Source organism: Dermabacter sp. p3-SID358 (assembly GCF_025147465.1).
Taxonomy (GTDB): Bacteria; Actinomycetota; Actinomycetes; order Actinomycetales; family Dermabacteraceae; genus Dermabacter.
Genome location: NZ_JALXOZ010000001.1, coordinates 47,074 through 72,225, shown reverse-complemented (window position 1 = coordinate 72,225; position 25,152 = coordinate 47,074). Strand labels below are relative to the sequence as shown.

General features: G+C 62.2%; 26 protein-coding genes. 9 read left to right on the top strand and 17 right to left on the bottom strand.

Annotated features, from left to right (window positions below; all coding sequences use genetic code 11):
• Nucleotides 1–12: 12 nt before the first annotated feature.
• A complete protein-coding gene (locus tag M3B90_RS00360; RefSeq protein WP_259888074.1) occupies nucleotides 13–1,401 on the bottom strand; it encodes a glycine--tRNA ligase in 1,389 nt (462 codons plus the stop codon).
• A gap of 142 nt (nucleotides 1,402–1,543) precedes the next feature.
• Here M3B90_RS00360 and M3B90_RS00355 point away from each other — a divergent pair, with 142 nt between their 5' ends.
• Genes M3B90_RS00355 through M3B90_RS00335 form a run of 5 tightly spaced genes read left to right on the top strand, consistent with a single transcriptional unit; the run spans nucleotide 1,544 to nucleotide 5,269 of the window.
• Nucleotides 1,544–2,629: a metal ABC transporter substrate-binding protein gene (locus tag M3B90_RS00355; RefSeq protein ID WP_259888073.1), complete on the top strand. Its 1,086-nt coding sequence runs from the start codon at nucleotides 1,544–1,546 to the stop codon at nucleotides 2,627–2,629.
• Entirely contained in the window at nucleotides 2,626–3,408 is a 783-nt protein-coding gene (locus tag M3B90_RS00350; RefSeq protein ID WP_259888072.1) for a metal ABC transporter ATP-binding protein, read from the top strand. Before M3B90_RS00355 ends, M3B90_RS00350 begins: the two co-directional genes overlap by 4 nt.
• Nucleotides 3,405–4,274 carry a metal ABC transporter permease gene (locus M3B90_RS00345; protein ID WP_259888071.1) on the top strand — a complete coding sequence of 290 codons (870 nt, stop codon included), beginning with the start codon at nucleotides 3,405–3,407 and terminating at the stop codon, nucleotides 4,272–4,274. The genes M3B90_RS00350 and M3B90_RS00345 overlap by 4 nt, the downstream gene beginning before the upstream one ends.
• Nucleotides 4,275–4,279: 5 nt before the next feature.
• Nucleotides 4,280–4,687, top strand: coding sequence for a Fur family transcriptional regulator (locus M3B90_RS00340; protein WP_311199919.1), 408 nt, complete (start codon nucleotides 4,280–4,282; stop codon nucleotides 4,685–4,687).
• Nucleotides 4,688–4,702: 15 nt separating this feature from the next.
• Nucleotides 4,703–5,269 (top strand): DedA family protein, encoded by a 567-nt coding sequence (locus M3B90_RS00335; protein WP_259888069.1) that lies wholly within the window; start codon nucleotides 4,703–4,705, stop codon nucleotides 5,267–5,269.
• A 6-nt stretch (nucleotides 5,270–5,275) separates the two neighbouring features.
• Here the strand turns inward: M3B90_RS00335 and M3B90_RS00330 are convergent, their stop codons facing one another.
• The 11 genes from M3B90_RS00330 to hrcA all read right to left on the bottom strand — a co-directional run bounded on the left by M3B90_RS00330 (nucleotide 5,276) and on the right by hrcA (nucleotide 16,013).
• Nucleotides 5,276–6,076 carry an isoprenyl transferase gene (locus M3B90_RS00330; RefSeq protein ID WP_259888068.1) on the bottom strand — a complete coding sequence of 267 codons (801 nt, stop codon included), beginning with the start codon at nucleotides 6,074–6,076 and terminating at the stop codon, nucleotides 5,276–5,278.
• Nucleotides 6,073–6,843, bottom strand: coding sequence for a DNA repair protein RecO (gene recO, locus M3B90_RS00325; RefSeq protein WP_259888067.1), 771 nt, complete (start codon nucleotides 6,841–6,843; stop codon nucleotides 6,073–6,075). The genes M3B90_RS00330 and recO overlap by 4 nt, the downstream gene beginning before the upstream one ends.
• Nucleotides 6,844–6,856: 13 nt before the next feature.
• The gene (gene leuA, locus M3B90_RS00320; protein WP_259888271.1) at nucleotides 6,857–8,569 is read right to left on the bottom strand and encodes a 2-isopropylmalate synthase; all 1,713 of its coding nucleotides are present in this window, start codon (nucleotides 8,567–8,569) and stop codon (nucleotides 6,857–6,859) included.
• Nucleotides 8,570–8,746: 177 nt separating this feature from the next.
• A complete protein-coding gene (era, locus tag M3B90_RS00315) occupies nucleotides 8,747–9,685 on the bottom strand; it encodes a GTPase Era (protein WP_259888066.1) in 939 nt (312 codons plus the stop codon).
• 10 nt (nucleotides 9,686–9,695) lie between these two features.
• Nucleotides 9,696–10,997 (bottom strand): hemolysin family protein, encoded by a 1,302-nt coding sequence (locus tag M3B90_RS00310; protein WP_259888065.1) that lies wholly within the window; start codon nucleotides 10,995–10,997, stop codon nucleotides 9,696–9,698.
• On the bottom strand, nucleotides 10,994–11,488 hold the full coding sequence (gene ybeY / locus M3B90_RS00305; protein WP_259888064.1) for an rRNA maturation RNase YbeY: 495 nt from the start codon (nucleotides 11,486–11,488) through the stop codon (nucleotides 10,994–10,996). The genes M3B90_RS00310 and ybeY overlap by 4 nt, the downstream gene beginning before the upstream one ends.
• Complete coding sequence (locus M3B90_RS00300; RefSeq protein WP_259888063.1) at nucleotides 11,485–12,492, bottom strand: PhoH family protein; 1,008 nt, start codon at nucleotides 12,490–12,492, stop codon at nucleotides 11,485–11,487. The genes ybeY and M3B90_RS00300 overlap by 4 nt, the downstream gene beginning before the upstream one ends.
• A gap of 2 nt (nucleotides 12,493–12,494) precedes the next feature.
• Nucleotides 12,495–12,845, bottom strand: a complete 351-nt coding sequence (locus M3B90_RS00295; RefSeq protein WP_259888062.1) for an HIT domain-containing protein — start codon at nucleotides 12,843–12,845, stop codon at nucleotides 12,495–12,497.
• A gap of 166 nt (nucleotides 12,846–13,011) precedes the next feature.
• Nucleotides 13,012–13,803: a 16S rRNA (uracil(1498)-N(3))-methyltransferase gene (locus tag M3B90_RS00290; protein WP_259888061.1), complete on the bottom strand. Its 792-nt coding sequence runs from the start codon at nucleotides 13,801–13,803 to the stop codon at nucleotides 13,012–13,014.
• Entirely contained in the window at nucleotides 13,800–14,951 is a 1,152-nt protein-coding gene (gene dnaJ, locus M3B90_RS00285) for a molecular chaperone DnaJ (RefSeq protein WP_259888060.1), read from the bottom strand. Before dnaJ ends, M3B90_RS00290 begins: the two co-directional genes overlap by 4 nt.
• 33 nt (nucleotides 14,952–14,984) lie before the next feature.
• Nucleotides 14,985–16,013, bottom strand: coding sequence for a heat-inducible transcriptional repressor HrcA (gene hrcA, locus M3B90_RS00280; RefSeq protein WP_259888058.1), 1,029 nt, complete (start codon nucleotides 16,011–16,013; stop codon nucleotides 14,985–14,987).
• 125 nt (nucleotides 16,014–16,138) lie between these two features.
• Here hrcA and M3B90_RS00275 point away from each other — a divergent pair, with 125 nt between their 5' ends.
• Complete coding sequence (locus M3B90_RS00275) at nucleotides 16,139–17,020, top strand: DUF3097 domain-containing protein (RefSeq protein ID WP_259888056.1); 882 nt, start codon at nucleotides 16,139–16,141, stop codon at nucleotides 17,018–17,020.
• A gap of 72 nt (nucleotides 17,021–17,092) precedes the next feature.
• Here M3B90_RS00275 and hemW read toward each other — a convergent pair whose 3' ends face one another.
• The 3 genes from hemW to lepA are packed head-to-tail and all read right to left on the bottom strand — an operon-like array spanning nucleotide 17,093 to nucleotide 20,890.
• A complete protein-coding gene (hemW, locus tag M3B90_RS00270) occupies nucleotides 17,093–18,280 on the bottom strand; it encodes a radical SAM family heme chaperone HemW (RefSeq protein WP_259888054.1) in 1,188 nt (395 codons plus the stop codon).
• Nucleotides 18,264–19,037, bottom strand: a complete 774-nt coding sequence (locus M3B90_RS00265; RefSeq protein WP_259888052.1) for an MOSC domain-containing protein — start codon at nucleotides 19,035–19,037, stop codon at nucleotides 18,264–18,266. Before M3B90_RS00265 ends, hemW begins: the two co-directional genes overlap by 17 nt.
• An 11-nt stretch (nucleotides 19,038–19,048) precedes the next feature.
• A complete protein-coding gene (lepA, locus tag M3B90_RS00260; RefSeq protein WP_259888270.1) occupies nucleotides 19,049–20,890 on the bottom strand; it encodes a translation elongation factor 4 in 1,842 nt (613 codons plus the stop codon).
• A 122-nt stretch (nucleotides 20,891–21,012) separates the two neighbouring features.
• Here lepA and M3B90_RS00255 point away from each other — a divergent pair, with 122 nt between their 5' ends.
• Both M3B90_RS00255 and rpsT read left to right on the top strand, forming a co-directional pair.
• A complete protein-coding gene (locus tag M3B90_RS00255; protein ID WP_259888051.1) occupies nucleotides 21,013–21,612 on the top strand; it encodes a type II toxin-antitoxin system PemK/MazF family toxin in 600 nt (199 codons plus the stop codon).
• A 253-nt stretch (nucleotides 21,613–21,865) separates the two neighbouring features.
• On the top strand, nucleotides 21,866–22,132 hold the full coding sequence (gene rpsT, locus M3B90_RS00250; RefSeq protein ID WP_065247725.1) for a 30S ribosomal protein S20: 267 nt from the start codon (nucleotides 21,866–21,868) through the stop codon (nucleotides 22,130–22,132).
• A gap of 337 nt (nucleotides 22,133–22,469) precedes the next feature.
• Here rpsT and holA read toward each other — a convergent pair whose 3' ends face one another.
• Nucleotides 22,470–23,459 (bottom strand): DNA polymerase III subunit delta, encoded by a 990-nt coding sequence (holA, locus tag M3B90_RS00245; protein ID WP_259888049.1) that lies wholly within the window; start codon nucleotides 23,457–23,459, stop codon nucleotides 22,470–22,472.
• A gap of 108 nt (nucleotides 23,460–23,567) precedes the next feature.
• On the opposite strand from holA, the gene M3B90_RS00240 reads away from it, so the two are divergent.
• Nucleotides 23,568–24,362 (top strand): sulfite exporter TauE/SafE family protein, encoded by a 795-nt coding sequence (locus M3B90_RS00240; protein ID WP_259888045.1) that lies wholly within the window; start codon nucleotides 23,568–23,570, stop codon nucleotides 24,360–24,362.
• An 18-nt stretch (nucleotides 24,363–24,380) separates the two neighbouring features.
• Here the strand turns inward: M3B90_RS00240 and M3B90_RS00235 are convergent, their stop codons facing one another.
• Nucleotides 24,381–25,079: a GntR family transcriptional regulator gene (locus tag M3B90_RS00235; protein ID WP_259888044.1), complete on the bottom strand. Its 699-nt coding sequence runs from the start codon at nucleotides 25,077–25,079 to the stop codon at nucleotides 24,381–24,383.
• Nucleotides 25,080–25,152: the final 73 nt, after the last annotated feature.

The following is a 25,152-nucleotide window of genomic DNA, read 5'->3' as shown; positions in this document are numbered from 1 at the left end:
GAAGGGCGTTCCTTAGCAGCCTGCGAGGCGTTCGGCGAGGTAGCCCTTGATCTGAGAAAGTGCCACACGCTCCTGCGCCATCGTGTCGCGGTCGCGCACTGTCACGGCCTGATCCTCGAGCGTGTCGAAGTCCACCGTGACGCAATAGGGAGTGCCGATTTCGTCTTGACGGCGGTAGCGGCGGCCAATCGCGCCCGAGAGATCCATCTCGATGTTCCACAGCCCGCGAAGTTCCGTGGCGAGCTTGTGCGCGGTGGGCTGAAGATCCTCGCTCTTGGAGAGCGGAAGCACGGCAACCTTGACCGGCGCGAGACGCGGATCGAGCTTGAGCACGGTGCGCTTGTCCACGCCGCCCTTCGTGTTGGGGGCTTCGTCTTCTTCGTACGCGTCGATCAGGAAGGCCATCATCGAACGAGTAAGGCCAAAGGACGGCTCAATGACGTAGGGCGTGTAGCGTTCGCCACTTGCCTGGTCAAAGTACTGCATCTTCGTGCCCGAAGCCTCGGTGTGGCTTGCGAGGTCGAAGTCAGTGCGGTTAGCGACGCCCATGAGCTCACCCCATTCGCTGCCCTGAAAACCAAACCGGTACTCGAGGTCGATGGTGGCATCCGAATAGTGGGCACGCTCCTCTTCCGGAACGTCAAAGCGGCGAATGTTTTCCGGTTTGATACCGAGATCGAAAAACCATTTCTCACACGCCTCGACCCATTCGTCGAAAAACTCGCCGGCACGTTCGGGCTGCGTGAAGAACTCGATTTCCATCTGTTCGAATTCGCGCGTGCGGAAAATAAAGTTGCCGGGGGTGATCTCGTTGCGGAAAGATTTGCCCACCTGGCCGATGCCGAACGGCGGCTTTACGCGCGCGGCATTAACGACGTTGAGGAAGTTCACGAAGATGCCCTGCGCGGTCTCGGGTCGAAGGTAGTGCAGGCCCTCTTCGTTATCCACAGCGCCGAGGTAGGTCTTCATGAGGCCCGAGAACTGCTGCGGTTCGGTGAATTCACCCTTTGTGCCGCAATTCGGGCACGGGATCTCGCTCATGCCCTCAGCTTTGCGGCCCTTGCGTTCTTCGAACTCTTCAATGAGGTGATCCTCGCGGAAGCGATTGTGGCAACTGCGGCACTCAATGAGCGGATCGGTAAAGGTTTTTACGTGGCCAGAGGCCTCCCACACGCGCGTGGGCAAGATGATCGAGGAGTCGAGCCCCACCATGTCGGCGCGCGAGGTCACGAACGTGCGCCACCACTGGCGCTTGATGTTTTCCTTGAGCTCCACGCCAAGCGGGCCATAGTCCCACGCCGAGCGCGTGCCGCCGTAGATATCGCCGGCGGGGAATACGAATCCACGCTTCTTTGCGAGGGCGATGACGTTATCGAGCTTCGACGGTTGGGGCTTCGCCACGAGATCTCCTTGAAACGCTTGGCGCACATGGCTTGCGCGCTTTCTTCCACCCTAACCAGAAACCACCGAATCGTTGCTCCTTCTTTCACATGCACGGCCTCAGATTTGCCGCATCCCACAACCATCATTGATAATAGTTCTCATGAGTACTTCACGTTCTTCTCACGGCCTTTCCACACCGGTCTCGCGTCGCGCTTTCGCGCTCGGCGGCGGACTCACCTTCGCCGCCCTCCTTGCGGGCTGCGGCGGCACCTCGGGCGGGGGCAAGGATTCCGACGGTAGCTCGGGATCCGGCGATGTCTCGGTCATGATCACGTGCTACCCCACCCAGTACCTCGCCGAGAAGATTGGCGGAAAGCACGTCTCCATCATCAACCCGGTCAAGCCGGGCATCGACCCGCATGGCCTTGAGCTCTCGGTGCAGCAGGTTGCGCAGATGGCCGACGCCGATCTCGTGGTGCAGATCGAGCACTACCAGAACGCGGTTGACGACGCGATCAAGGCACACAAGCCGAAGAACCTTGTGAACCTCAACGATTTCGTGGACATCCTTCCCGCGAGCGGCGACGAGCATGAGCACGAGCACGAACATGAGCACGAACATGAACATGGCGCAAGCGATGCCGGTGGCGATGAGCACGACCATGAGCACGGCGAAGATCACGCTCACGAGCACGACGATCACGGCCACGAGGGACACGACCACGATCACGGCGGCATCGATCCTCACTTCTGGCAGGATCCCCACCGCATGATCAAGGCAGCAAAGGCACTCGCCGATTCTCTGTCTGAGATCGATGCCGACCACGCCGAGGACTACGCCAAGAACTACGAGGCACTCGAGAAGGAACTCACGGAACTCGACGAGGAGCTTCACACGAAGTACGAGTCGGTGAAGCGCGAGAAGTCGTTCATCACGAGCCACACTGCTTTCGCCTACCTCGCCGACACCTACGACCTGCACCAGATCGGTATCGCGGGCATCGACCCCGAGAATGAACCGTCGACGGAGCGCCTGCTCGAGCTCGCAGACCTCGTGAAGAAGGAAAAGCTCACGACCGTGTTCTTCGAGACATCCGCGACTCCCGCGGTAGCGGAGGCACTCGCGAGCCGCACGGGTGCAAAGGCCGAGGAGCTCGACAATCTTGAGACGCAGCTCGATGCGAAGAAAGATTATGCTCAGGTCATGCGAGAAAATGCCGACAAGCTCGTTGCCTCCTGGCAGTGAGCACCGCTACTACTCACGACGCCGCCGCGTTTGAGGTTCGCCATGTGAACCTCGTGCGCGGCGGTTCCGTCGTGCTCAAAGACGTCACGACTCGCATTAGCGAGGGCGAGGTCGTCGCGATCCTCGGCCCAAACGGCTCGGGCAAATCGACTTTGCTCAAGGCGATGATCGGGGTTCTTCCCATGGCGAGCGGGAGCGCGCAGATTCTCGGGCGGCCATCGTCGACTCGAGGCGTCCACGATGCGATCGGCTACGTCCCGCAGATGGCGGCGTTTAGCGGCAACATCGCTGCGAGCGCCTATGAAACTGTGTCGAGCGGCCTCCTCACGAGCAGTCGACTTTTCGCGAGGGCTTCGAAACAGAAGGTTGAACGTGCTCTCGACTTCGTGGGGCTCGCGGATCTCAGCTCCCGGGCCGTGACGGAAATGTCCGGGGGCCAGCGCCAGCGCGTCATGATTGCCCGCGCCCTTGCGCGCGAACCGCGCATCCTCGTCCTCGACGAGCCGTTCACTGGTGTCGATTCCGCTACCCAGGAAAACATCTCGAGTCTCATCGCAAAGCTCCACGAGCGCGGCACAACTGTCGTTGTGGTTCTCCACGACCTCGACCCCCTGCGGGACCTCGTCACGCGGGCGATCGTCATGGAAGAGGGGCGTATCGTTCACGACGGGCCGCTGCCCCATGACGATCCTCACGCCTCTGCGAGTGAGAGCGAAGATGGCAAGCATCACGTGAATGCGACCATCGACCAGTGCCTAGGGAATGAGATTCACCCGTGAGCCCTATCGACCTTCTCCTTTCACCGATCGTCCGTTACCCGCTCATCATCGCGGTTCTTGTGGGCCTCACCGCCCCCGTCGTTGGGACATACCTCGTGCAAAAGCGTCTCTCGCTTCTCGGCGACGGGCTCGGTCACGTCGCACTCACGGGAGTTGCCCTTGGATGGCTCGCGGGTTCAATCTTCCAGCTTTCGAGCAGCGATGCACTCGCGATCCCAGGCGCGCTCCTTGCAAGCGTTATTGGTGCGGTCCTCATCGAATACGTGCGCGAAGTGGGGCACACGAGCAGGGATACCGCTCTCGCGATTCTCTTTTATGGCGGTATCGCCGGAGGGGTCGTGATCATCCAGCTCGCGGGCGGCACCTCGCAGAGCCTCATGGCGTACCTCTTCGGTTCGCTTGCGACCGTGACGCACTCCGATCTATGGGTGGCTCTCGCGCTCGCCCTCGCGATTCTCGTGATTGGCGTGGGGGCACGCCCTCTCCTGTTCGCTGTCACTAGCGACGAGGAACATGCACGTGCGATCGGGCTTCCCGTGCGTGCCGTGAACGTGCTCATCGCGATCATGGCAGCGCTGACCGTCACGCTTGCGATGCGAATCGTGGGCGCGCTCATGGTTTCCGCCCTCATGATCGTTCCCGTCGCCGCCTCACAGCAGGTCGTTCGTGGCTTCGCCCGCACGATGCGCGTGAGCATGCTCCTCGGTGTGGTGTGTGCCGTCAGCGGTCTACTTCTCACCGTGTACGTCGACCTTCCGCCCGGCGGAGTCATCGTGCTGATTGCAATTGCGTTCTATATCCTGGGGGTTCTCGCGCAAACGTTTCTTGGCCGCGCGCGAGTCTCACATGAACCGAAGGGCACGTGATTGACGTGGCGAAACCACTCCGCACCACAAAGCAACGCACCGCGATTCTGCGGGCGCTCGAATCGGCACAAGATTTCATGACGGCGCAGCAACTTCACGATCTCTTGAGGGCCGACGGCGAGTCGGTGGGCCTCGCGACCGTGTACCGCAACATGCAGCCACTCGTTGACGCCGGTCTCGTGGACGTGATCATCACCGATTCCGGCGAGGCGATCTATCGCCAATGCACCACGGAATCGCACCACCATCACCTCGTATGCCGCGCTTGTGGCAAAACCGTCGAGTTTCTGCCGCCCGAACTTGAGGAATGGGCGAACACGATTGCCCACGAGAATGGCTTCACCGAAATCGAGCACACAATGGAGATCTTTGGGCTTTGCCCCGAATGCTCGGCCGCTGGCACATCACAGTAGGCGCGCCCCGTTCGAATGCTTGATTGGATTAACTCTCTCCCCCTCATCCCCGCGATCGCGTTTCTCCTCGTCGTGATCTATTGCCGCGCCGGAGGAACCTACCTATTAGGCCGTCTCGCCTACAAGCTTGCCGACCGCGGGCGCTTCCACGCCATCCTCACGAGCCCACGTGTGGAAAGTGCTGCCGAGAAAGTCAATAGATGGGGTGCACCGATCGTTGCCCTGAGCTTCCTCACAGTCGGGTTCCAAACAGCCGCCAATCTCGCCGCGGGTATCACCCGTATGCCTCTTACGCGCTACATCCCCGCGCTCATCGTCGGTGGATTCGCGTGGGCCGTCATCTACGCGACAGTGGGCCTCGCCGCCTTCGCCCTGTGGTGGGAGGTGGCCCTCACCAATCCCTACGTTGCGGCGGCGATTGCCGTGGCAGCCGTCGGACTCCTCACCTTCTATATTCTTCGCAAGCGTGCCGAGCGGAACCGGGCCACACGTGAGCTCGCGCGCACACGCAATATCACGGGGGAAAAGGCTCCCCTTCTCCCAGATGGTCGTGCGCACGAGGTCGAGACACGCGAAAACTAGCGCACCCTACGCATCGCTTTCAGCGGAACTCGCGACCTTATCGACCGCGCCGCCGAATCGGCGGTCGCGCTTCGCGTAGTCGAGGATCGCGCGCCAGAGCGTTCGCCTATCGACATCGGGCCACAGCTCGGGAACGAAAAGCAATTCGGCATACGCTGCCTCCCACAGGAGGAAGTTGGAGGTGCGTTGCTCTCCCGAGGTGCGGATAAAAAGGTCGACGTCGGGCATGTCCGGATCGTATAGGTGCGCGCGGATGGTCTTCTCATTCACGCGCGAGGGCGAAAGCTTGCCGCTCTTGACCTTCGCGGCGATCTCGCGCACCGCATCCGCAAGTTCTGCCTGGCCTCCGTAGTTCACGCACATGTAGAGCGTGAGACCTGTGTTGTGCTTCGTCAGCTCCTCGGCTTCACGCAACTCCTTGATGACACTCGGCCACAGACGCTTGGATTGGCCGATCCATTTGATGCGCACGCCCCACGAATTAAGCGTGTCGCGCTGCCGGCGTAGAACGCTGCGCGAAAACCCCATGAGGAAGCGCACTTCGCTTGGCGACCGCGACCAGTTTTCCGTCGAAAATGCGTAGGCGCTCAGGTGGGTGACGCCCACCTGGATCGCACCCGCGACAACGTCGAGCAGCGCGGCCTCACCTGCGGCGTGCCCCTCGGTTCGCGGCAAGCCGCGCCTATTCGCCCAGCGTCCGTTGCCGTCCATGACAACTGCGACATGCCTCGGGATAAAACGATCCTCGAGACGCGGGGCGATCTCCCCCGAGGGATGCTCAGGGGGCTTCACATACGAGGAATTCACGCGTGCTCCTTCAGCGCCGCGGCGCTCTCAATGGATCGATCCACCAAGTCTAGGGCAGCAAGCGGCCGCTCCAGGTGATAGGCGAGGATACGCGCAATGAGTCTACCCGCTTCGCCTTGGGCGGCGAGATCGGTCGCGAGAGCCTCGTCCCAATCGCCTGCGAGGAGGAAAATCATGTGCTCGGTCACGCTCGGGCGCGCGGCAACGGCGCCGGGACGCCGGCACTCGCGGCATACCACTCCCCCTTGGCTCACATCGAACGCCTGGTGAGGGCCTTCGGCACCGCACACGGCACAGCGTCGAAGCTCCGGCCGCCAGCCCGCCATCGCGATCGTCCGAAGGAGGAAGGCATCGAGGATTAGCACGGGTGGGTGCTCCGAATGCACGAGCGCATGGAGCGCGCCCACGAGCATCATGTAGTGCGCGCTCGTGGGATCAAACCCTTCGTTCGTGAGGCGATCGACGGCCTCTCCCATCGCCGCAGCGGCCGTATAGCGCGCATAGTCGCCAGCGATGTGCTCGGCATAAGCCGTGATCGTCACGACCTGGGAGACGGTATCGAGCGAGCGGCCGCGGTGGAACTGCACGTCGACGCGCTGGAAAGGCTCGAGCCTCGCCCCGAAGCGCGAGGATGTTTTCCGTACGCCCTTCGCGACGGCACGGATCTTTCCGTGGTTCTTCGAATAGAGGGTAACGATGCGATCGGCTTCCCCCAAATCCTGGGTGCGAAGAACGATCGCATCATCTCGGTAAAGTCTCGAGGCCACCTGCCCCGAACCCCTAGAGAATCCCGGCTCGCGCGGCGCGGTTGAGCGCCGAGACGAGCGCCTGAAGCGAGGCACGGGTGATCGAACCATCGACGCCAACGCCCCAATAGATCGATTCACCGATTTCCGCCTCGATGTACGCTGCCGCGAGCGAATCATCGCCCTCGCTGAGTGCATGCTCGGCGTAGTCGAGGATCCTTACCTTCACCCCTCGCGAAGCGAGTGCTTTCACGAACGCGTCGATGGGGCCGTTGCCGAGGCCTTCGATCGTGCTCTCATGGTCCTCGACGCGCAGCTGCACGGCGATCCGGTCAGCACCGTCGCCCTCCGAATGCTGGGTAACGCCGCGGAAGCCATAGCGGCCCCATCGCTTCGCCGTATCCGGGTGCGGCAGGTACTCGTCGACGAACGTCTCCCACAGCTCGGCCGGAGTGACCTCGCCGCCCGCGGTATCGGTGCGATGCTGCACGATGCTCGAGAACTCGATCTGCAAGCGGCGCGGGAGGTCCAGTCCGTGCTCGGTACGCAAGAGGTAGGCCATGCCGCCCTTGCCGGACTGCGAATTGACTCGAATGACGGCCTCGTAGCTACGGCCGATGTCCTTCGGGTCGACGGGCAAGTACGGTACGCGCCAAGTCGCATCGCTCACCTCGACGCCTGCCTTCGCGGCGTCGGCATCCATGCGCTCGAGGCCCTTCTTGATCGCGTCCTGGTGCGAGCCCGAGAACGCCGTGAACACGAGGTCGCCGCCGTACGGGTGACGCTCGTGCACGCCGATCTGGTTGCAGTGCTCAACGGTACGGCGGATCTCGGGGACGTTCGAGAAGTCAATCTGGGGGTCGACCCCCTGGGTCGCGAGGTTGAGGCCGAGTGTCACGAGATCCACGTTGCCCGTGCGCTCACCGTTGCCGAAAAGGCACCCCTCAATGCGGTCAGCGCCGGCGAGGTAGCCGAGCTCCGCGGCCGCAACGCCCGTGCCGCGGTCGTTGTGCGGGTGAAGCGAGAGCACGACGCTTTCTCGAGAATGAAGGTTCCTGTCCATCCACTCAACCGAGTCGGCGTACACGTTCGGGGTCGCCATCTCCACGGTCGCGGGGAGGTTGATGATGATCTTCTTCTCGGGGGTGGGCTTGATGATGTCGATGACCGCGTTGCACACGCGCGCCGCGTACTCGACTTCCGTTCCCGTAAACGACTCGGGCGAGTACTCGTACGTGATGTCGCAGCCATCGAGCGATTCCTCATACTTCTTCGCGAGAAGTGCGCCTTGCACGGCGATGTCGAGCACCTCGTCTTCACTCGCGCGGAACACGACATCGCGCTGCACGATCGAGGTGGAGTTGTAGAAGTGCACGATCGCGCGCTTCGCGCCCTGGAGCGCCTCGTACGTGCGCTCGATGAGATGCTCGCGGCACTGGACGAGAACCTGGATCGTCACGTCATCGGGGATGAGATCCTGCTCGATGAGCGTGCGGCAAAAGTCGAAATCCGTTTGCGAGGCCGAAGGGAAACCGATCTCGATCTCCTTGTAGCCCATGTCGACGAGCAGATTAAACATTCGGAGCTTGCGCTCGGTGTTCATGGGATCGATGAGGGCCTGGTTGCCATCGCGAAGATCCACCGCACACCAGCGCGGTGCTCGCGTCGCCACGCGGTTCGGCCACTGGCGATCCTCAAGCGTGAACGGGATCTGCTCATGGAAGGGCGTGTAGCGCCCCACGGGCATCCTGGAAGGCTTCTGAGGGGCATCGCCATGCTGCCCGACGACGGGCGTGCTGGGATCTTCGGTCGCGGAGACTGTACGAGCGTGACGGTTCATGGCCGTCACCATACACCGGCGGCCTCAGACCCGAGGGAGGCTACCGTCGGACTTTCGAACTGTGAGACGAACCCACCCACATTGCTAAAAGCCCAGGCGGCCGAGCTGCTTCGGATCACGCTGCCAGTCCTTCGCGACCTTCACACGGATATCGAGATGCACGGGGCGCCCCATGAGGTCGCGGATGCCGCGGCGCGCTCTCGTACCAACCTGCTTGAGTCGCTTGCCGCCCCTGCCGATGACGATGCCTTTTTGCGAATCGCGCTCCACGAAGAGCGACACCCGAACGACGAGCCGCCCCTCCCCCGGCGCGACCTCCGCGAACGGATCACCGTCGAGAGACTCCTCAACAATCTCTTCGACCACGACGGCAAGCGAGTGCGGCAGCTCATCCCGTACGCCCTCGAGGGCAGCCTCGCGCACGAGTTCGGCAATGCGATCACTCACGCTCTCCTCGGTGAGTTGATCGTCGGGGTAAAGCGCGGGTCCCTCGGGAAGATGCGCCGCGATCACGTCCATGAGCACGTCGATCTGCTCTCCCTCGCGCGCGGAGATCGGCACGATATCTTCGGCCTGAACAAACTGCTCGACCTCCATGAGGTGCGCGGCGAGTTCGTCGCGGCTCACGAGATCAGCTTTCGTCACGATCGCCACGATCGCGGGGCTCCGACGGTTGCCGCGCAATTGTCGAAGATCCTCCGCAATAAAGCGGTCGCCCGGCCCAATGTTCTGGTCCGCAGGCAAGCAAAAGCCCACGACGTCGACTTCGGCGAGAGTCTCGCGAACGAGGTCGTTGAGGCGCTTGCCGAGGAGGGTCCGCGGGCGGTGCACACCCGGGGTATCGACGATGATGATCTGTTCGTTTTCGCGGCTCACAATCCCTCGGATCGCGCGCCTCGTCGTCTGCGGCTTCGAACTCGTGATGGCGACCTTATCGCCCACCATAGCGTTCGTGAGGGTTGATTTGCCGACGTTCGGCCTACCCACAAGCGCGACGAAGCCACTTCGATGCACACTTACCACTCTTGCTCTCCTAGTCGTCGCTCTCGCCCGTGTCGTTCTCGGCCGTGCGCGGTGTGCGGCTCACGAGAATCGTCGAGACCTGCTTGCGCCGCCCGCTCGTGCGATCTGCTTCCATGTGAATGCCGTGTGCGTCGCCTTCGGCCCCGATAATCGGCACTCGCCCGATGGTCTTTGCGAGGAGGCCGCCGATCGTGTCGACGTCTTCGTCTTCAATCTCAAGGTCGAAGAGTTCGCCAACCTCAACGACCGTCATGCGCGAAGATACGCGATATTCGCCTTCGGAGAGTTTTTCGGCTTCCTGCTCGCGCCGATCGTGCTCGTCGGCGATCTCTCCTACGATCTCTTCGAGAATATCCTCGATCGTGACGATCCCGGCGACGCCGCCGTACTCGTCGACGGGAATGCCAACATGCACGCGTGAGGTGCGCATTTCCTCCATCACGCGGTCCGCGGTGAGGAATTCGGGGTAAAACTTCACGGGACGCATGATCTCGGTAACGGGCCTGTCCCCACCGGGATTCCACGGCGAGTGGATCGCCCGCATGACGTCCTTGAAGTAGAGCATGCCCTTCAAGTCGTCGACTCCCTCTTCGCCAATCACGGGAATGCGACTGTAGCCCGAGCGCACGAACAGGCGCATGGCCTTATTCGCGGTTGCGTCCGCGTCGATCGTCACCATGTCGGTTCGCGGCACCATGACCTCGCGAATCATCGTATCGTCGAGGTCGAACACGCCCTTGATCATGTTGCGCTCATCATCCTCGAGCGCTTCGGTTTCGCTTGCGCGATCCACGAAGTGACGCAGTTCCTCTTCGGTCGCGAAGGGGCCGCCCGCAACCTTGCCTCCGGGGGTGAAAGCATTCGAGATGTGAATGAGAACCTTGGAAGGCACGGCAAGCACGATGCGAGCGAAGCGCACAAGGGGAGCAAGGAACGAGATTGTCTTCTCGGGGGCACGGCGCCCCAGCGTTCGAGGTGAGACCGAGGCGCCCATGAAGGACACGAGGAACGTCACGATGATCGCGAGAAGCAGTGGCAGCCAGAGGCCCTCGAGGCTCTCGAACATGCATGCCGTAATCATCACGGCGTAGGTTGCTTCGGCGAGCACGCGCCCGAGCGCAATCGTCGCGAACGTCGTGTGCGTGTCGTCGTGCATCGTGAGGATGCGCTCGCGTTTGTTGTCGTCATCCTCAAAGTAGCGCTCGATACTGTGGCGCGAAAGCGTGCTGAGGGCAGCATCCGCTGCCGAAAAACACACCGCGAGGACGATCGCGACAATCGCGAGGGGAACGAGAACAGCGATGGTGTTCAAGCGCGGGACCCTCCGGTGTCGGAAATACCCACGTGCGAACCGCGGTTCGCGAGGAAGGTGAGAAGCAGCTTTCGCTGAAGGGTGAACATCACGCGCTCCTCTTCAGGCTCGACGTGATCATAGCCGAGGAGGTGAAGGATGCCGTGCGTGAGAAGGAGGAGCATCTCTTCCTCAGCGCTATGTCCAGCGATACGCGCCTGTTGCGCAGCAACGATGGGGCACATGACGATGTCGCCAAGGAGCCCCTCGGGAGCGAGTTCGCCCTCACGACCCTCGCGGAGTTCATCCATGGGGAAACTCATGACGTCGGTGGGGCCCTCAAGATCCATCCATTCCTTGTGAAGGTCACTCATGGCCGCTTCGTCGACAAAGGTGATAGACAGCTCTGTGGCGGGATGCAGGAACATCGCATCGAAAACGTAGCGCGCGAGATCCACGAATTCGCGCGCATCGATCTTCGCGGTCGTTTCGTTATTGACGTCGATGCTCATCGCGCACCCTTCTTTTTGGGAGAGAATTCGGCGAGATCCCACCGCGAATAGGCGTCAACGATGTCGCTCACGAGGCGGTGACGCACGACATCCTTCGAACTCAAGTGGCAAAAAGCGATGTCGTCGACGTTACCGAGGATTCGCTCGACAACCTTGAGCCCACTCTTTGTTCCGCCTGGAAGGTCGACCTGAGTTGCATCACCGGTAATGACCATCGTCGAGTTGAAACCGAGACGCGTGAGGAACATTTTCATTTGCTCGGCTGTCGTGTTTTGTGCCTCGTCGAGAATGATGAAGGCATCGTTGAGAGTGCGACCGCGCATGTACGCAAGAGGGGCAACCTCGATTGTCCCTGCCCCCATGAGACGCGGGATCGACTCGGGATCGAGCATGTCGTGAAGAGCGTCGTAGAGCGGGCGAAGGTACGGATCGATCTTTTCGTTGAGCGTGCCGGGGAGAAAACCAAGCCGCTCTCCCGCTTCGACCGCGGGGCGAGTGAGGATGATCCGGTTGATCTGCTTATTGAGCAGGGCCCTGACCGCTTTGGCCACCGCGAGATAGGTTTTGCCGGTGCCTGCGGGCCCGATGCCAAAGACGATCGTGTTCTCGTCGATCGCGTCCACGTACTCTTTTTGCCCGACCGTCTTCGGGCGAATCGTGCGGCCGCGCGTGGAAAGCACAGCCTGACTGAGAATCTGCGATACGTGCTGGTCGCGGCGCCGATCATCGCCATAAAGTTCCGCGGCGCGGTGCACCGCCTCCCCCGTCACGGTTTCGCCACTCGCGGCGATTTCGATGAGGGAGTTCATGATCGCGGCAGCACGGCCGAGCGAGCCTTCGGGCCCCCGCAGCGTGATCTGGTGCCCGCGCATCGACACGTCGATGTCCGGCATGATCTTTTCGATGACATTCAGAGCTTGATCGTTCGCGCCGAGGACGGCAACGGGGCGCAAATGGTCGGGAATCGCGACGTAGCGCTCGAGGATTTCGGTGGTCTCCTGCACGGTTAGAAGAGCTCTCCTTCTGACTGGGGCGTGCCGGCGAGAATGTGTCCGTGCACGTGGAAAACGCTTTGGCCCGCGCTTTCACCGGTGTTGAAAATGAAGCGAAATTCGCCTTTGGCCTGCTCTTTCGCCACGGCACCCGCGGCCTTCACGACCGCGGCGAGCATGTCCTTATTGGCGGAAAGTTCCACGATGTTCTCGTAGTGTTCTTTCGGGACGGCAAGCACGTGCACGGGCGCTTTGGGCTCGAGGTCCTTGAAGCACACGACGTCGGCATCTTCGTAGACCTTGGTCGACGGGATCTCTCCGGCAACGATCTTGCAGAAAATACAGTTCGGGTCGGTGGTGGTCATCGGCTCCTCCTCGGTGGTGCCGCCTTGACGTGTGAACGGGGCGTGAAGGGCGGCTCGGGTGCATTAGCCCTCTGGCTCCACCAGTCTAGTGGTCGGCCGGGGTGCACGTGTGCGGGTCCGACGCTTGCCAGCATGAACGTGCTGCCACAGGAGTCAATGCTCGCCCCTACTGCCATCGGCCGAGTGCTGCGCACAACGCAGCAAGGGCCGCGGGCCCCGCACTCGAGGCGCGAAGGATCTCCTTGCCGAGCACGAGAGGGATTGCGCCGGAATCGGTGAACTGAGCAATCTCCTCGCCGGTTATTCCACCTTCCGGCCCCACGATGATCCACACGTCCTTCGGCGTTTCAGCGGCTTGTTCGGCCCTCGTGGCAAGGTCACGAACGATGGGACCGAGTCTTTCATGCGCATTCTCGTGCAGGACGAGCACTCTCGCACCTGAGGAGACCGCGCTCTCAATAAGTAAGGCAAGCTCCGCACTCGTCACGGCCCTCTCAAGTTCGGGGATTCGAGCGCGGCGCGATTGTTTCACCGCCGCGTTGATGCGTGCCCGCCACTTTTCGAGGCCCTTGTTCTCCTTCGCCCCCTTCCACTGCACAACGCTTCTCTCCGCTTGCCACGGAACGAGGCGGTCCGCGCCGAGCTCAGTTGCCATTTCGATGGCTGACTCGTCTCGGCCACCCTTCGCGAGGGCCTGGACGAGGACGAGCTGAGTCGCGGGTTCTTCTTCGTGCCGCGGCGCTTCACTGAGTTCGATGTCAAAGCCCGATTTCGACACGCTCACGACCGAGGCCTCTGCCTGGTGCCCGCATGCGTCGGTGACGAGGATTCGCTCGCCCGCACGTAGGCGCATGACGCGCGCACCGTGGTGGCCCTCGTCCCCGCCAATCGAAAACTCTGCCCCGGCGCTGGCTCCTGCAAGGGTGCCCTCAAAGAGAAGGAAGTTTTTCAGGCTCACAGGTCGCGGAACTTTTCGCGGATCTTAGCGAAAACTCCGCCGTCGCTGTGCTGGGCGTTCTTCGCACCTTCGCGCAGATCCGGTTCGCCGCGCATCTCGCCAAACTGTGCGAGGAGGTCCCGCTCAGAACCGGAAAGCTTCTTCGGGATCTCGACGCCCACTTCGATGAGGATGTCGCCACGCGAATCGCCGCGAAGCGAGGTCACACCGAGGTTCCGCATGCGAATCACATCGCCCGGCTGAGTGCCCGGCTTGATTTCGACCTCGCGCTCACCGTCAAAGGTCGTGAGCGTGGCCTTCGTGCCGAGCGCCGCGGCGACCATCGAGATCGTGAGGCGCGCGAGCAGATCGTTGCCCTCGCGGTGGAAGATTTCATGCTCTTTGACGCGAACCTCGACGAACAGATCGCCGGCGGGGCCGCCGGCCTCGCCCGCTTCGCCTTCGCCACGAAGCTGAATGCGGCGGCCGGTATCGATACCTGCGGGCACGCGAAGCGTGATCGTGCGCTCTTCCTGCACACGGCCGTGGCCCTGGCATTCGGCGCAGGGGTTTTCGATCGTCGTGCCGTGCCCCTGGCATGCCGAGCAGGGCGCGAGTTGCACCATCTGCCCAAGGAGCGAGTTCACGGTGCGTTGCACGTGGCCGCTCCCGCTACACACCGAGCACTTCTTCGTTCCCGTGCCCGGCTCGCAGCAGTTGCCGTGGCAGCGTTCGCACGTGACAGCCGTCGGGAACGTGATCTCCTTCTCGGAGCCGAACACCACGTCGTCGAGCTCGAGAGTCATGCGTCGGAGGATGTCGTTTCCGCGCCGCTCGCGCGGGATCGGGCCACGCCCGCGCCCGCCCATGCCGGAAGCACCCGCGAACGCATCGAACAAGTCGGTGAAGTCGAACGTCGCTCCCCCACCGAAGCCGCCGAAACCAGCGCCGCCGAACGGGCTCTGCCCACCCATGTCGTACATCCTGCGCTTTTCTGGGTTGGAGAGCGTCTCGTATGCCTGCGAGACCTTCTTCATTTGATCAGCCGCAGAGGGATCGGGGTTCACATCGGGGTGAAGTTTGCGGGCCTTCTTGCGGTAGGCCTTCTTGATCTCGTCCGCGCTAGCGTCCTTAGAAACGCCGAGGATCTCGTAAAAATCGTCGTTCACGAAGTGTGGTTCCTTGAGAGTTGAGTTTAGTTGCTAACCGATAAAACGGGAAATGTACCGGGCGACGGCGCGCACGGAAGAAATGGAAGTCACGTAGTCCATGCTCGACGGACCGAGGATCGCGACGCGCGACGAGGAAGAACTTCCCCCCGCCGCTTCCGTGTAGGCGCTTCCCACGAGGGCCGCGCGCTGCAGGGCATCACCCGAGAGCGTGCTGAGCTCTTCGCCGATCAGCACATCGACCTCGCCGAAGTTCGAGTGCATTTCGCCAAGAAGGCGCAAGAGCACGAGCTGCTCCTCGAGAAGGTCGAGCATGGGCCCCACCTCGCGGGAGAACTGCTCGCCGCGGGCAAGGTTCGAAACACCGCCAACGATCATACGGTCCTCGCGGCGCGAGGCGAGCAATTCCCCCAGTGCCTCGAGAACTTCGGTGGCGGCGGCGCGGGTCGGTTCAGATTCCTCCTCGAGGAGCGCGTCGAGATCCGCGCCAACGGAGGTCACGGGCCTCGAGGCGCACACTCGGTTGATGCGTTCGCGAAGCCTCTCGTAAAACACGGCATCCTGCGGGTGCTGGAGAGAGATGGTCTGCTGGTCCACTCGACCCGCGTCGGTAATGAGCACCACGAGAAGGAGTGTTTCGGAGGTTTTCACGAGCTCGACGTGGCGCACGTGCGCCTGGCGCAGCGCGGGGTATTGGACAACCGCGACCTGGTTTGTGAGCCGTGAAAGTAACCGCACCGTGCGGGAGAGAAGATCGTCGAGGTCGTGAGCACCGTCGAAGAACGTGTGAATCGCGCGCCGCTCGGGAGCCGAAAGCGGCTTCACCTGCGCAACGTAATCGACAAACACGCGATAGCCCTTATCGGTGGGGATGCGCCCCGCAGAGGTATGGGGCTGCATAATGAGCCCCTCTTCTTCGAGCACCGACATATCGTTGCGTACGGTCGCGGCACTCACACCGAGCTCGTGGCGTTCGAGCAGCGACTTCGAACCCACGGGTTCGCGGGTGGCCACGTAATCTTCCACGATCGCGCCGAGGATGCTGAGCTTGCGCTCATCCATGTGTCTCATCCTTTCGCGATTTAGCAGTCACGGGCTTCGAGTGCCAATACTACGCGGAGTAGGCGCCCCTCGCACGGTGTGGCGATTCCCTGTGAGCGAACACGCCCCTGGTAGCGTGGAGCGCCGTGAATATCGATCGCTACGGCCACGACGTCCTCTCCGGGACGGGAGACTCCTTTCACGCGAAACGCCCCGCGAGCAGGGATGTCCCTGCCGAGCGCGGCCTCGTCGTCGAGGACGTGCAGACCGGCTGGGTCGGCGCGATCACGCGCATCGAAAAGTCCGGCGGCCTCCACGTCGTTGAACTCGAAGATCGGAACGGTCGCCTGCGCACCTTCCGCCTCGGCCCGGGCTTCTTGATCGATGGGAAGCCCGTCCGCTTGGTTCCCCCCACGAAGGGCGGTCCGACGGCTACCAGGCAACCGTCGGCACCAAAGCGCAGCGCCTCGGGCTCGACCTACGTTGAAGGGGCGCGCGCTCGCGTGGCGCGCGGTTCGAGGATTTGGGTCGAAGGCAAGCACGATGCGGAGCTCGTGGAGAAGGTGTGGGGGCATGACCTACGCATCGAGGGGGTCGCCGTCGAGATGCTCGATGGCGCCGATAATCTCCTCGAGCGCGTGCGGGCCTTCAACCCCGGGCCGGGCCGCAGGCTTGGAATCCTCGTGGACCACCTCGTTCCCGGATCGAAAGAGACGCGGATCGCCGAGGCCGTCATGCGGGAGAAGGGCGTTGCGGGCAACGTGCTCATTCTCGGCCACCCGTACGTGGATGTGTGGCAAGCCGTGAAACCCGCACGCGTGGGTCTCGAGAAGTGGCCGCATATTCCGAAAGGCACCGATATCAAGGTGGGATCACTTAAGGCGCTCGGCCTCCCCGCCGAGTCCCAAGCCGATATCGCCGAGGGCTGGCAGAAGATCCTCTCTCGCGTGCGCTCGTACGCCGACGTCGAGCCGACGCTCAGCGGACGCATAGAGGAGCTCATCGACTTCGTCACCGCCCCTCAATGAATTGCATAGGGGTTGTGGGGGTTTGAGCTCGGGAGCAAATCCGACGGCTGCCACGCCCACGTCAACCGCGAACTAAAGAGCTGCCACGTCGCGAGTAATGGCATCGGCGAGAAGCCGGCCGGCGTCGGAAAGCCGCACGATCCCGCTATCCCACGCGTCTGCATCCAAGCGCCCCGCGCCCACGTGTCGCTCGAGCACTTCGCGCGCCTCCTTAGTTGAGGTGAGCGTGTTGCTTTCCGCGGGGAATCCCTCGCGAATGCGCATCTCGAGCATGAGCCGCTCGAGCGCGCGCTCCGCATCTGAGACCTGTTCGAAGTCATCCACGGGAAGTCGATCCTGTGCAAGAGCCGCTGCGTAGCGCGAGGGATGCTTGAGGTTCCACGAGCGATAGCCCTCTCGGTGACGGTGGGCACCCGGCCCGATCCCCCACCAGTCGCGACCGCGCCAATAGGCGAGGTTGTGGCGGCATTGATACTCCTTGCCACGCGCAAAGTTCGAGACTTCGTACCACTCGAAACCTGCATCGCCGGCACGCGAGGAAATGAGCTCGTAGGCATCGGCCATGAAGTCCGGATCGGGTTCGGTCAGTTCGCCGCGGCGCAACTTGCGGGCCATTTTTGTGTTGCCTTCGATGATGAGCGAGTAGGCGCTCACGTGATCTGGTTCCATCGCGATGATCGCGTCGATCGTGGCCTGGACGTCCGCGAGGCTCTCCCCCGGCGTTCCGTAGATCATGTCGAGGCTCACCTGGAGACCGGCCTCGCGCGCCCACTGAACTGCCCGAGGAACGGATTCAGGGTCGTGCGTGCGATCGAGCGTCGCAAGCACGCGCGGCACCGCCGATTGCATGCCGAAACTCACGCGCGTGAATCCTGCATCGGCGAGGCGCATGAGCGAATCGCGCGTGACCGAATCGGGGTTCGCTTCGGTCGTCACTTCTGCGCCATCAGCAAGAGGTAGGAGAGTGCCAAGGTGCGCAAGCATGCGCGCCTGGTCATCGGCGGGCAGGAGCGTGGGGGTCCCGCCGCCAAAGAACACAGTGTCGATCTGGTCGTAGGAAAAGCCCGACGCTTGATCGTCCGCAAGCGTAAGCTCCATTTCGCGCATCGCGTTGGCGGGATATTCGGCTTGCGATCCTCCCCCACCAAGTTCCTTCGCGGTGTAGGTGTTGAAGTCGCAGTACCCGCAAAGTACCGCGCAAAACGGCACGTGAATGTAGACCGAGAGTCCTCGGCGACGAGCGTTAATTCCCGCGGCCATCGGTGATGAGCGAAGCGGGGAATTCGAATGCTGTACCGGCGCTTTCAAGCGCCGCGAGACATCCCCTCGCCATCGAGGTGTACACGGGAGTTTCGGTTTGCCGGGCCCAGCTCAGAAGGGCCTTCGCGCTCTGAGGATCGATCTCGCTCGAGAGACCGCGGAAAATCTCGCCGATGCTCACGCCGTGCTCGGGAACCGACAGCACCTCGATCTCGTCACCCGGGCGCACAACGCCCTCGTGCACAACGCGGAAGTAGGCGCCCGACTTTCCGTAGGCATTGAAGCGGCGGCCCCACGGCCCTCGGGGTTCAAGACCTGCCCGCTCGGCGAAGCGCCCCATCCACACGGCGAAGGTTTTGCAGGGTTGTCGCGGCACGCTCGCCTCAAGCTCGGCTCCGCCGATCCGCCAGCGCGAGCCAATGACGACCTCGTCGGTATCGATGCCCTCCGTGACCAGATTTTCGCCGAAGGCGCCGTCGGGCAGGCTGCTAAAGCCCTCCCTGCGCGCAATTTCCTCGCGGGTTTCGCGCGCGAACGCGTACACCGCTTTGAAGAGTCCGCCGTGGTGTTCGGTATCGCCCTGCACGTCGCCGAGCACGCCGTGCGTGAGGAGCTTGATGCCTTCTTTGCGCGGAATCTTGCCGATTCCCGAGCGGATGCCCGTTTCCTCGACGTGGAACAGTGATTCCACCGTGCACGTCGAAGTCACGCGCGCGGGCCCCTGAGTGATCGTGACCGAAAGCGGTTCGACGTTCATATTCGCCGCCCTTACTTGTTCTTGCCGTCGGACGAGCCGCCGTCCGAGCGCAACGCCGCGATGAAGGCTTCCTGCGGCACGTCGACCGAACCGATCGACTTCATGCGCTTCTTGCCTTCTTTCTGCTTCTCGAGCAGCTTGCGCTTACGGGAAATGTCGCCGCCGTAGCACTTGGAGAGCACGTCCTTGCGGATCGCGCGGATGTTCTCGCGCGCAATGATGCGCGAGCCGATCGCCGCCTGGATGGGCACCTCGAACTGCTGACGCGGAATGAGGTTCTTGAGTTTGCCCGCCATCTCGACCCCGTAGTGGTAGGCCTTGTCGCGGTGCACAATTGCGCTGAACGCGTCCACGGTCTCGCCCTGAAGAAGCATGTCGACCTTGACCAGATCGGCCGCTTCCTCGCCCTGCACGTCGTAGTCGAGTGAAGCGTACCCCTTCGTGCGGCTCTTGAGCTGATCAAAGAAGTCGAACACGATCTCGGCAAGGGGAAGGATGTAGCGAAGCTCAACGCGATCTTCGCTCAGGTAGTCCATGCCCTTCATCGTGCCGCGCTTGGACTGGCACAGTTCCATGACGGTGCCCACGAATTCCTTCGGCACGAGGATCGTGGATTTCGCAACGGGTTCGCGGATCTCGTGGACCTTGCCCTCGGGGAAATCCGAGGGGTTCAGTACCTCGACCTCGGTGCCATCCTCCATCGTCACGTGGTAGATGACGCTCGGCGCGGTCGAAATGAGATCGAGGTTGAACTCTCGCTCGAGTCTTTCTCGCACGATCTCGAGGTGGAGCAGGCCAAGGAAGCCCACGCGAAAGCCGAAGCCCAGAGCGGTCGAGGTTTCGGGCTCGTAATTGAGCGCAGCGTCGTTGAGTTTGAGCTTGTCGAGCGCGTCGCGCAGCGCCGGATAGTCAGAACCGTCGATCGGGAAGAGACCCGAGAACACCATGGGTTTCGGTTCTGAATAGCCGGGAAGCGGTTCTTCTGCACCGCGGAGCGCGGCGGTCACCGTATCGCCGACCTTCGACTGGCGCACGTCCTTCACGCCTGTAATGAGGTAGCCGACCTCGCCGGGGCCAAGGCCCTTCGTGGGCTTCGGTTCGGGCGAGATCACACCGATCTCGAGGAGTTCGTGCGTCGCGCCCGTCGACATCATCTGGATCTTTTCGCGCGGGTCGAGCTGCCCATCGACGACACGCACGTACGTCACAACACCGCGGTACGTGTCGTACACGGAATCGAAAATCATCGCGCGCGAAGGCGCATCGATCGTCCCGTTGGGCTTCGGGATCGTGCGCACAACGTGGTCGAGGAGCGCCTCGACACCCTCGCCGGTCTTGCCCGAAACCTTGAGCACATCTTCCGGCTCGCACCCCACGAGCTGCGCGATCTCCGCCGCATATTTTTCGGGGTCGGCAGCAGGCAAATCGATCTTGTTGAGCACCGGGATGATCTCGAGGTCGTTGTCGAGCGCGAGGTACAGGTTTGCGAGGGTCTGCGCCTCGATGCCCTGCGCTGCATCCACGAGGAGGATCGCGCCCTCACACGCCGCGAGCGAGCGCGAAACTTCGTAGGTGAAGTCCACGTGACCCGGCGTATCGATCATGTTGAGCGCATACGCCTCGCCATCCACAACCCACGGCATGCGCACAGCCTGACTTTTCACCGTAATGCCGCGCTCGCGTTCGATATCCATGCGGTCGAGGTACTGGGCCCGCATCGCACGTTCATCGACCACGCCGGTGAGCTGCAGCATCCTATCGGCCAGGGTCGATTTTCCGTGATCGATGTGCGCGATGATGCAGAAGTTGCGGATCCTCTCCATGGAGGTCGCGGCTGGCTCGATCTCGCGCATGTTCGCGGGGTCGCTAGTCAACGGGAATCCTTTCGACGGGCACAGATGCTTCCTATTCTCCCATGCACACTCGATTTTGGCCCGTTCCCCCTCGCTCATGCCCGGGTTGATACGGTCACACCATGAGCGTTCTCTCCTCACTCAAATCCATTGCGGGCTCTCTTGCCCGAAACCGTCAGGTGCAGCGAGCCGCGGGCCGCCTCGCCCGAGAAGGTATGCGCGCGTTCGACAAGAAAAAGAAAGGGTCCGACGGTCGCCCGGCAAGCGTCGGACCACACTCTCACGATGCAGCCGCAGACGAAGTGCACTCAGCCCTGCCCGACCGCGCGAGCAACGCTCCCCTCAACATCACGTATGCGCCCGCGGCAGACGGGAACCCCGATCCGGGCGAAATCGTGTGGGCGTGGGTGCCTTTCGAGGAGGACCATTCGAAGGGGAAAGACCGCCCCGTGCTCGTGCTCGCCGAGGAGGGCGACGGTGTGATTGTGGCACTCATGCTCACCTCGCGCGACCGCGGCAAGGGTGATCACACCGATGAACACGGCAGTCGCTGGGTGGATATCGGCACCGGTTCGTGGGACTCCAAGCAGCGTCCCTCAGAGGTACGAGTCGATCGACTCATCAGGCTCGAGGCCACGAAGGTGCGCCGCGAGGGAGGAAAGCTTGACAAGGCACGTTTCGATCGGGTGGCTAATGCCACACGCGACGAACACGGTTGGTGAGCTGAGGCTCTAGGCTTTCGCTGCGGCCGCTGGTAGAGTTGTCCGCTGTATGTGTGAACATACTGCGCTGCGTGCGGCGCACTTTCACCCCTTTCGTGTCTCTGGGGCGTGGTGCTGCATGCGCCGGCGTGAGTTTTTCCGTTCGTGATGCGAACGTTTGACGTCTCCAGGCGATACCCCACCGCCCGTCCCCGTCGAGCGCGAGCACCTCTCATGAGCGACGTTTCACCTCAACATCTAGAAAAGGCACCTCGTGGCAAACATCAAGTCCCAGATCAAGCGCATCAAGACCAACGCGAAGGCTCAGGAGCGCAACAAGGCGTACCGCAGCGAGCTCAAGACCTACGTGCGTAAGGTTCGCACGGCGGTTGCCGCTGGCGATGCTGATGCATCGGCCAAGGCTCTTCGTGAGGCCTCGCGCAAGCTCGACAAGGCTGTGTCGAAGGGCGTTATCCACAAGAACCAGGCCGCGAACCGCAAGTCGGGTCTCGCGAAGCTTGTGGCGACTCTCGATAAGTGAGCGTAACTCTCGCGCTCTAGCGAGACTGAAGGCCCCGCTTCGGCGGGGCCTTTTTCGTTGCCCTTTATTAAGCTCAAGCGGTCCGACGGTTGCCAGGCGCTTTAAACGGGGCAGCGTAAGACAAGCCCTTAGCCGTGCTTGTGCCTGTGTGACGGTCAGCCATGAGAAAAAAGGCAACACCAGGACCTTGAGTTCCAGAGGCGGCGCGACTGCGGCCTCAATCAGCCGAAGATCGCGTGCACTTGAGCAACGAGATCCTTTGCGAGAAGCAGCACCATGAGGATGGTGAGAAGTGCTCCTCCGATGACCCAGAGTGCTGTGCGCCAATCGAAGCGGTTCATGCTCGTCCCCTCCTTGCACGTGAGATCTCCACGATGAGGCGTTGGAGCGCCCACACCGGGTCTCGGTCGTTTCCCTTGACGGCAGCATCAGCCCTCGCGAGAGACTCGAACACTGAAGCGAGCGCACGCTCCGTGTAGTGGCGGGCGAGCTGCGCATTGTTCCGGAACATCCAGTCCTGCATGCCCGCGCTTTTCGCCGTCGCGCCTGGAATCGCCGCCTGCGCGATCTGGCGTGCTTTGCGCACTATCGTCGCCACAATCGCCACGGGAGGTAAACCCGAAAGTTCTGCTTGGCGAAGAAGCACAAGAGCTTCGCGCTCCTTGCCGGCGAGGCAGGCGTCGGCAATCGCAAACCCGGTGGTTTCCGCGCGCCCGGCCGTGAGAGCCTCCACGTGGCGGAGTGTGATGGGTCCCGCTTGCTCCCCCGGCTCCGGTTCGGTATCGCGCATGAGCTGAGTGCTCACGGCTGCGAGCTCCATGAGATCGGTTCCAAACGCATCGACGAGTGCTTTGACGGCATCGGAATTGACGCGGCGGCGCGCGCGAGAGAACTCGCTCATCGCGAACGTCATTTTCGCTTTTTGAGTCTTGATCTCTGCAGCATTTATCCACGGCGCACCGGATTGTTTCACGGTATCCAGAAGCTTCTTCGCGCGCTGATCTCCTCGATCGATGAGCACGAGCGTGACGTCCTGCTCGGGGCTCTTCACGTACTCCATGAGGGCGTTGATAAGCGGCTCTGATCCTCGTGTGACCTCATCGATAATCACGAGCCGCGGCTCGCCGAAGAGCGAGGGCGCCGTGTACTGGAGCAGATCGCTCTTCGTGAGCTCGGTCGAAGTAAAGCGGTGAATCTCCAGATTCGCGTGGCGTTCGCGACTGAGGTCAACGATGCGTTCGAGCGCACGCTGCGCGAGCAGAGCCTCCTTGCCCGCGATGAGCACAACGGGCGCGGGTTCGATACTGTGCCACTGGACTTCGGCCATGGGGAGAGTCTACCGACCACATGGCGAACGCCATGCGCCTACGCGCCACAGGCCGGTTAGCGTAACGCGTATCGTTACGATGTATACAAAGAACTGGAGGTCGAGCGCGTGGAGATCCTAAGCCTGTTGCTGCTGTTCGTCATGGGCATACTCGCGGGCATCGTCAACGCCGCAGTGGGATCCGGATCGCTCCTCGCGCTCCCGGTGCTGCTTGCCCTCGGTGTTCCGCCCGGCGTCGCCGTGCGCACCAATACGATTGGCATGTCGTTCGCGACGATTGCCTCCGTGCTCGGCTTCCGCAAAGAAATCGCCGCAGAAAAGACGCACCTCGGCCCGCTCTCGATCACAACGATTCTGTGTGCGAGCGCCGGCTCGATCCTTCTGCTCCTCTCCCCCTCGAGCGCGCTCGACGTCGTCGTGCCGATCCTCATCATCGTCGCGCTTATCCTCGTGATAGGCCAGCCCCACCTCACGACATGGCTCAACAAGCGCCGTGAAGCCGAGCCCCGAGAACAGGCCGGTCCCGTGGGAGAGGTCTACAAAAGCCCGTGGCTCGTGGCACCCATGGGCGCCGCAGCAATTTACGGTGGGTACTTCACCGCCGCCCAGGGTGTGCTCTACATGGGGATCCTCGGCATCACAACGTCACGCAGTATGAAGGCCGTGAACCCCGTGAAGAACCTCATGCAGCTGTATGTCAACGCGACGGCTGCGCTTATATATCTCGCGGCGTTTTTCTTCTTCGACGCGCACGTGTGGTGGTGGGGTGTCGCGATCCTCGCTGCAGGCGGCATGATCGGGGGATACGTGGGATCTCACGTCGCAAAACGCCTGCCGAACTCGGTGCTGCGTGCGACGATCGTCGTCGTCGCGCTCGTGGCGCTCGTGCGCCAATTCGTGTGAGCGGCGTGCCGGGGCCGCTTAACGATCCTCATCTGCGAGATTCTCGAGGCTTGCGAGAAAGGAATCGCGCGAGGCCTTGAGGTGCTCCGCCATGAGTGCCTCCGCTTTGCTCGCGTCCCCTGAGCGCACAAAAGTAAAAATTTGTTTGTGCTGGTCCCACGCCGAGGTATTTCGCGTAAGCGTGAAACCGTGATGAGCGCTGTGGAGCCACTCCACGCGCCCTCCGATCTGCTGAAGGATATTGCTCAGCACAGGGCGCATCGCGAGATCCGCGAGACCCTGGTGCACGCGAAGATTCGCCTCGGCAATGCCCGCGCCATCACGATTCGCAAATGCCTCATCGCCTTGCGCAAGCGCCTCTTCAATGTCGTCGCACAGGCGCCGAGAGCGCTCCACATGGGCGGCACCAGGGGCAGAGAACTCGGCGAAGTGTGCGGCAGCGTCACGCACAAGGGACGTCTCGAGCGTGATGCGAAGGTCAAACAACTCGCGCGCGTCGTCAAACGGCGGGTGGGCCACACGAGATCCGACGTTTGCCCGCGTCTCCACGAACCCTTCGGCAGTAAGGATGCGCAACGCCTCACGGATAGGAACGCGCGACACCTCGAACTCCTTTGCGAGAGCAACCTCGCGAAGCGGCGTGCCGGCCTTGTATTGGGCAGCAATAATGCGCTTACGGAGAGTGGCGGTCACGGTCTTCGCCGCGGCGTCAGACACGCAGAACTCCTTCAAAGATCAGCAGCAGAATCCCGCTACATAGGCATGAGCACAGGCCATGCTACATCGGCCT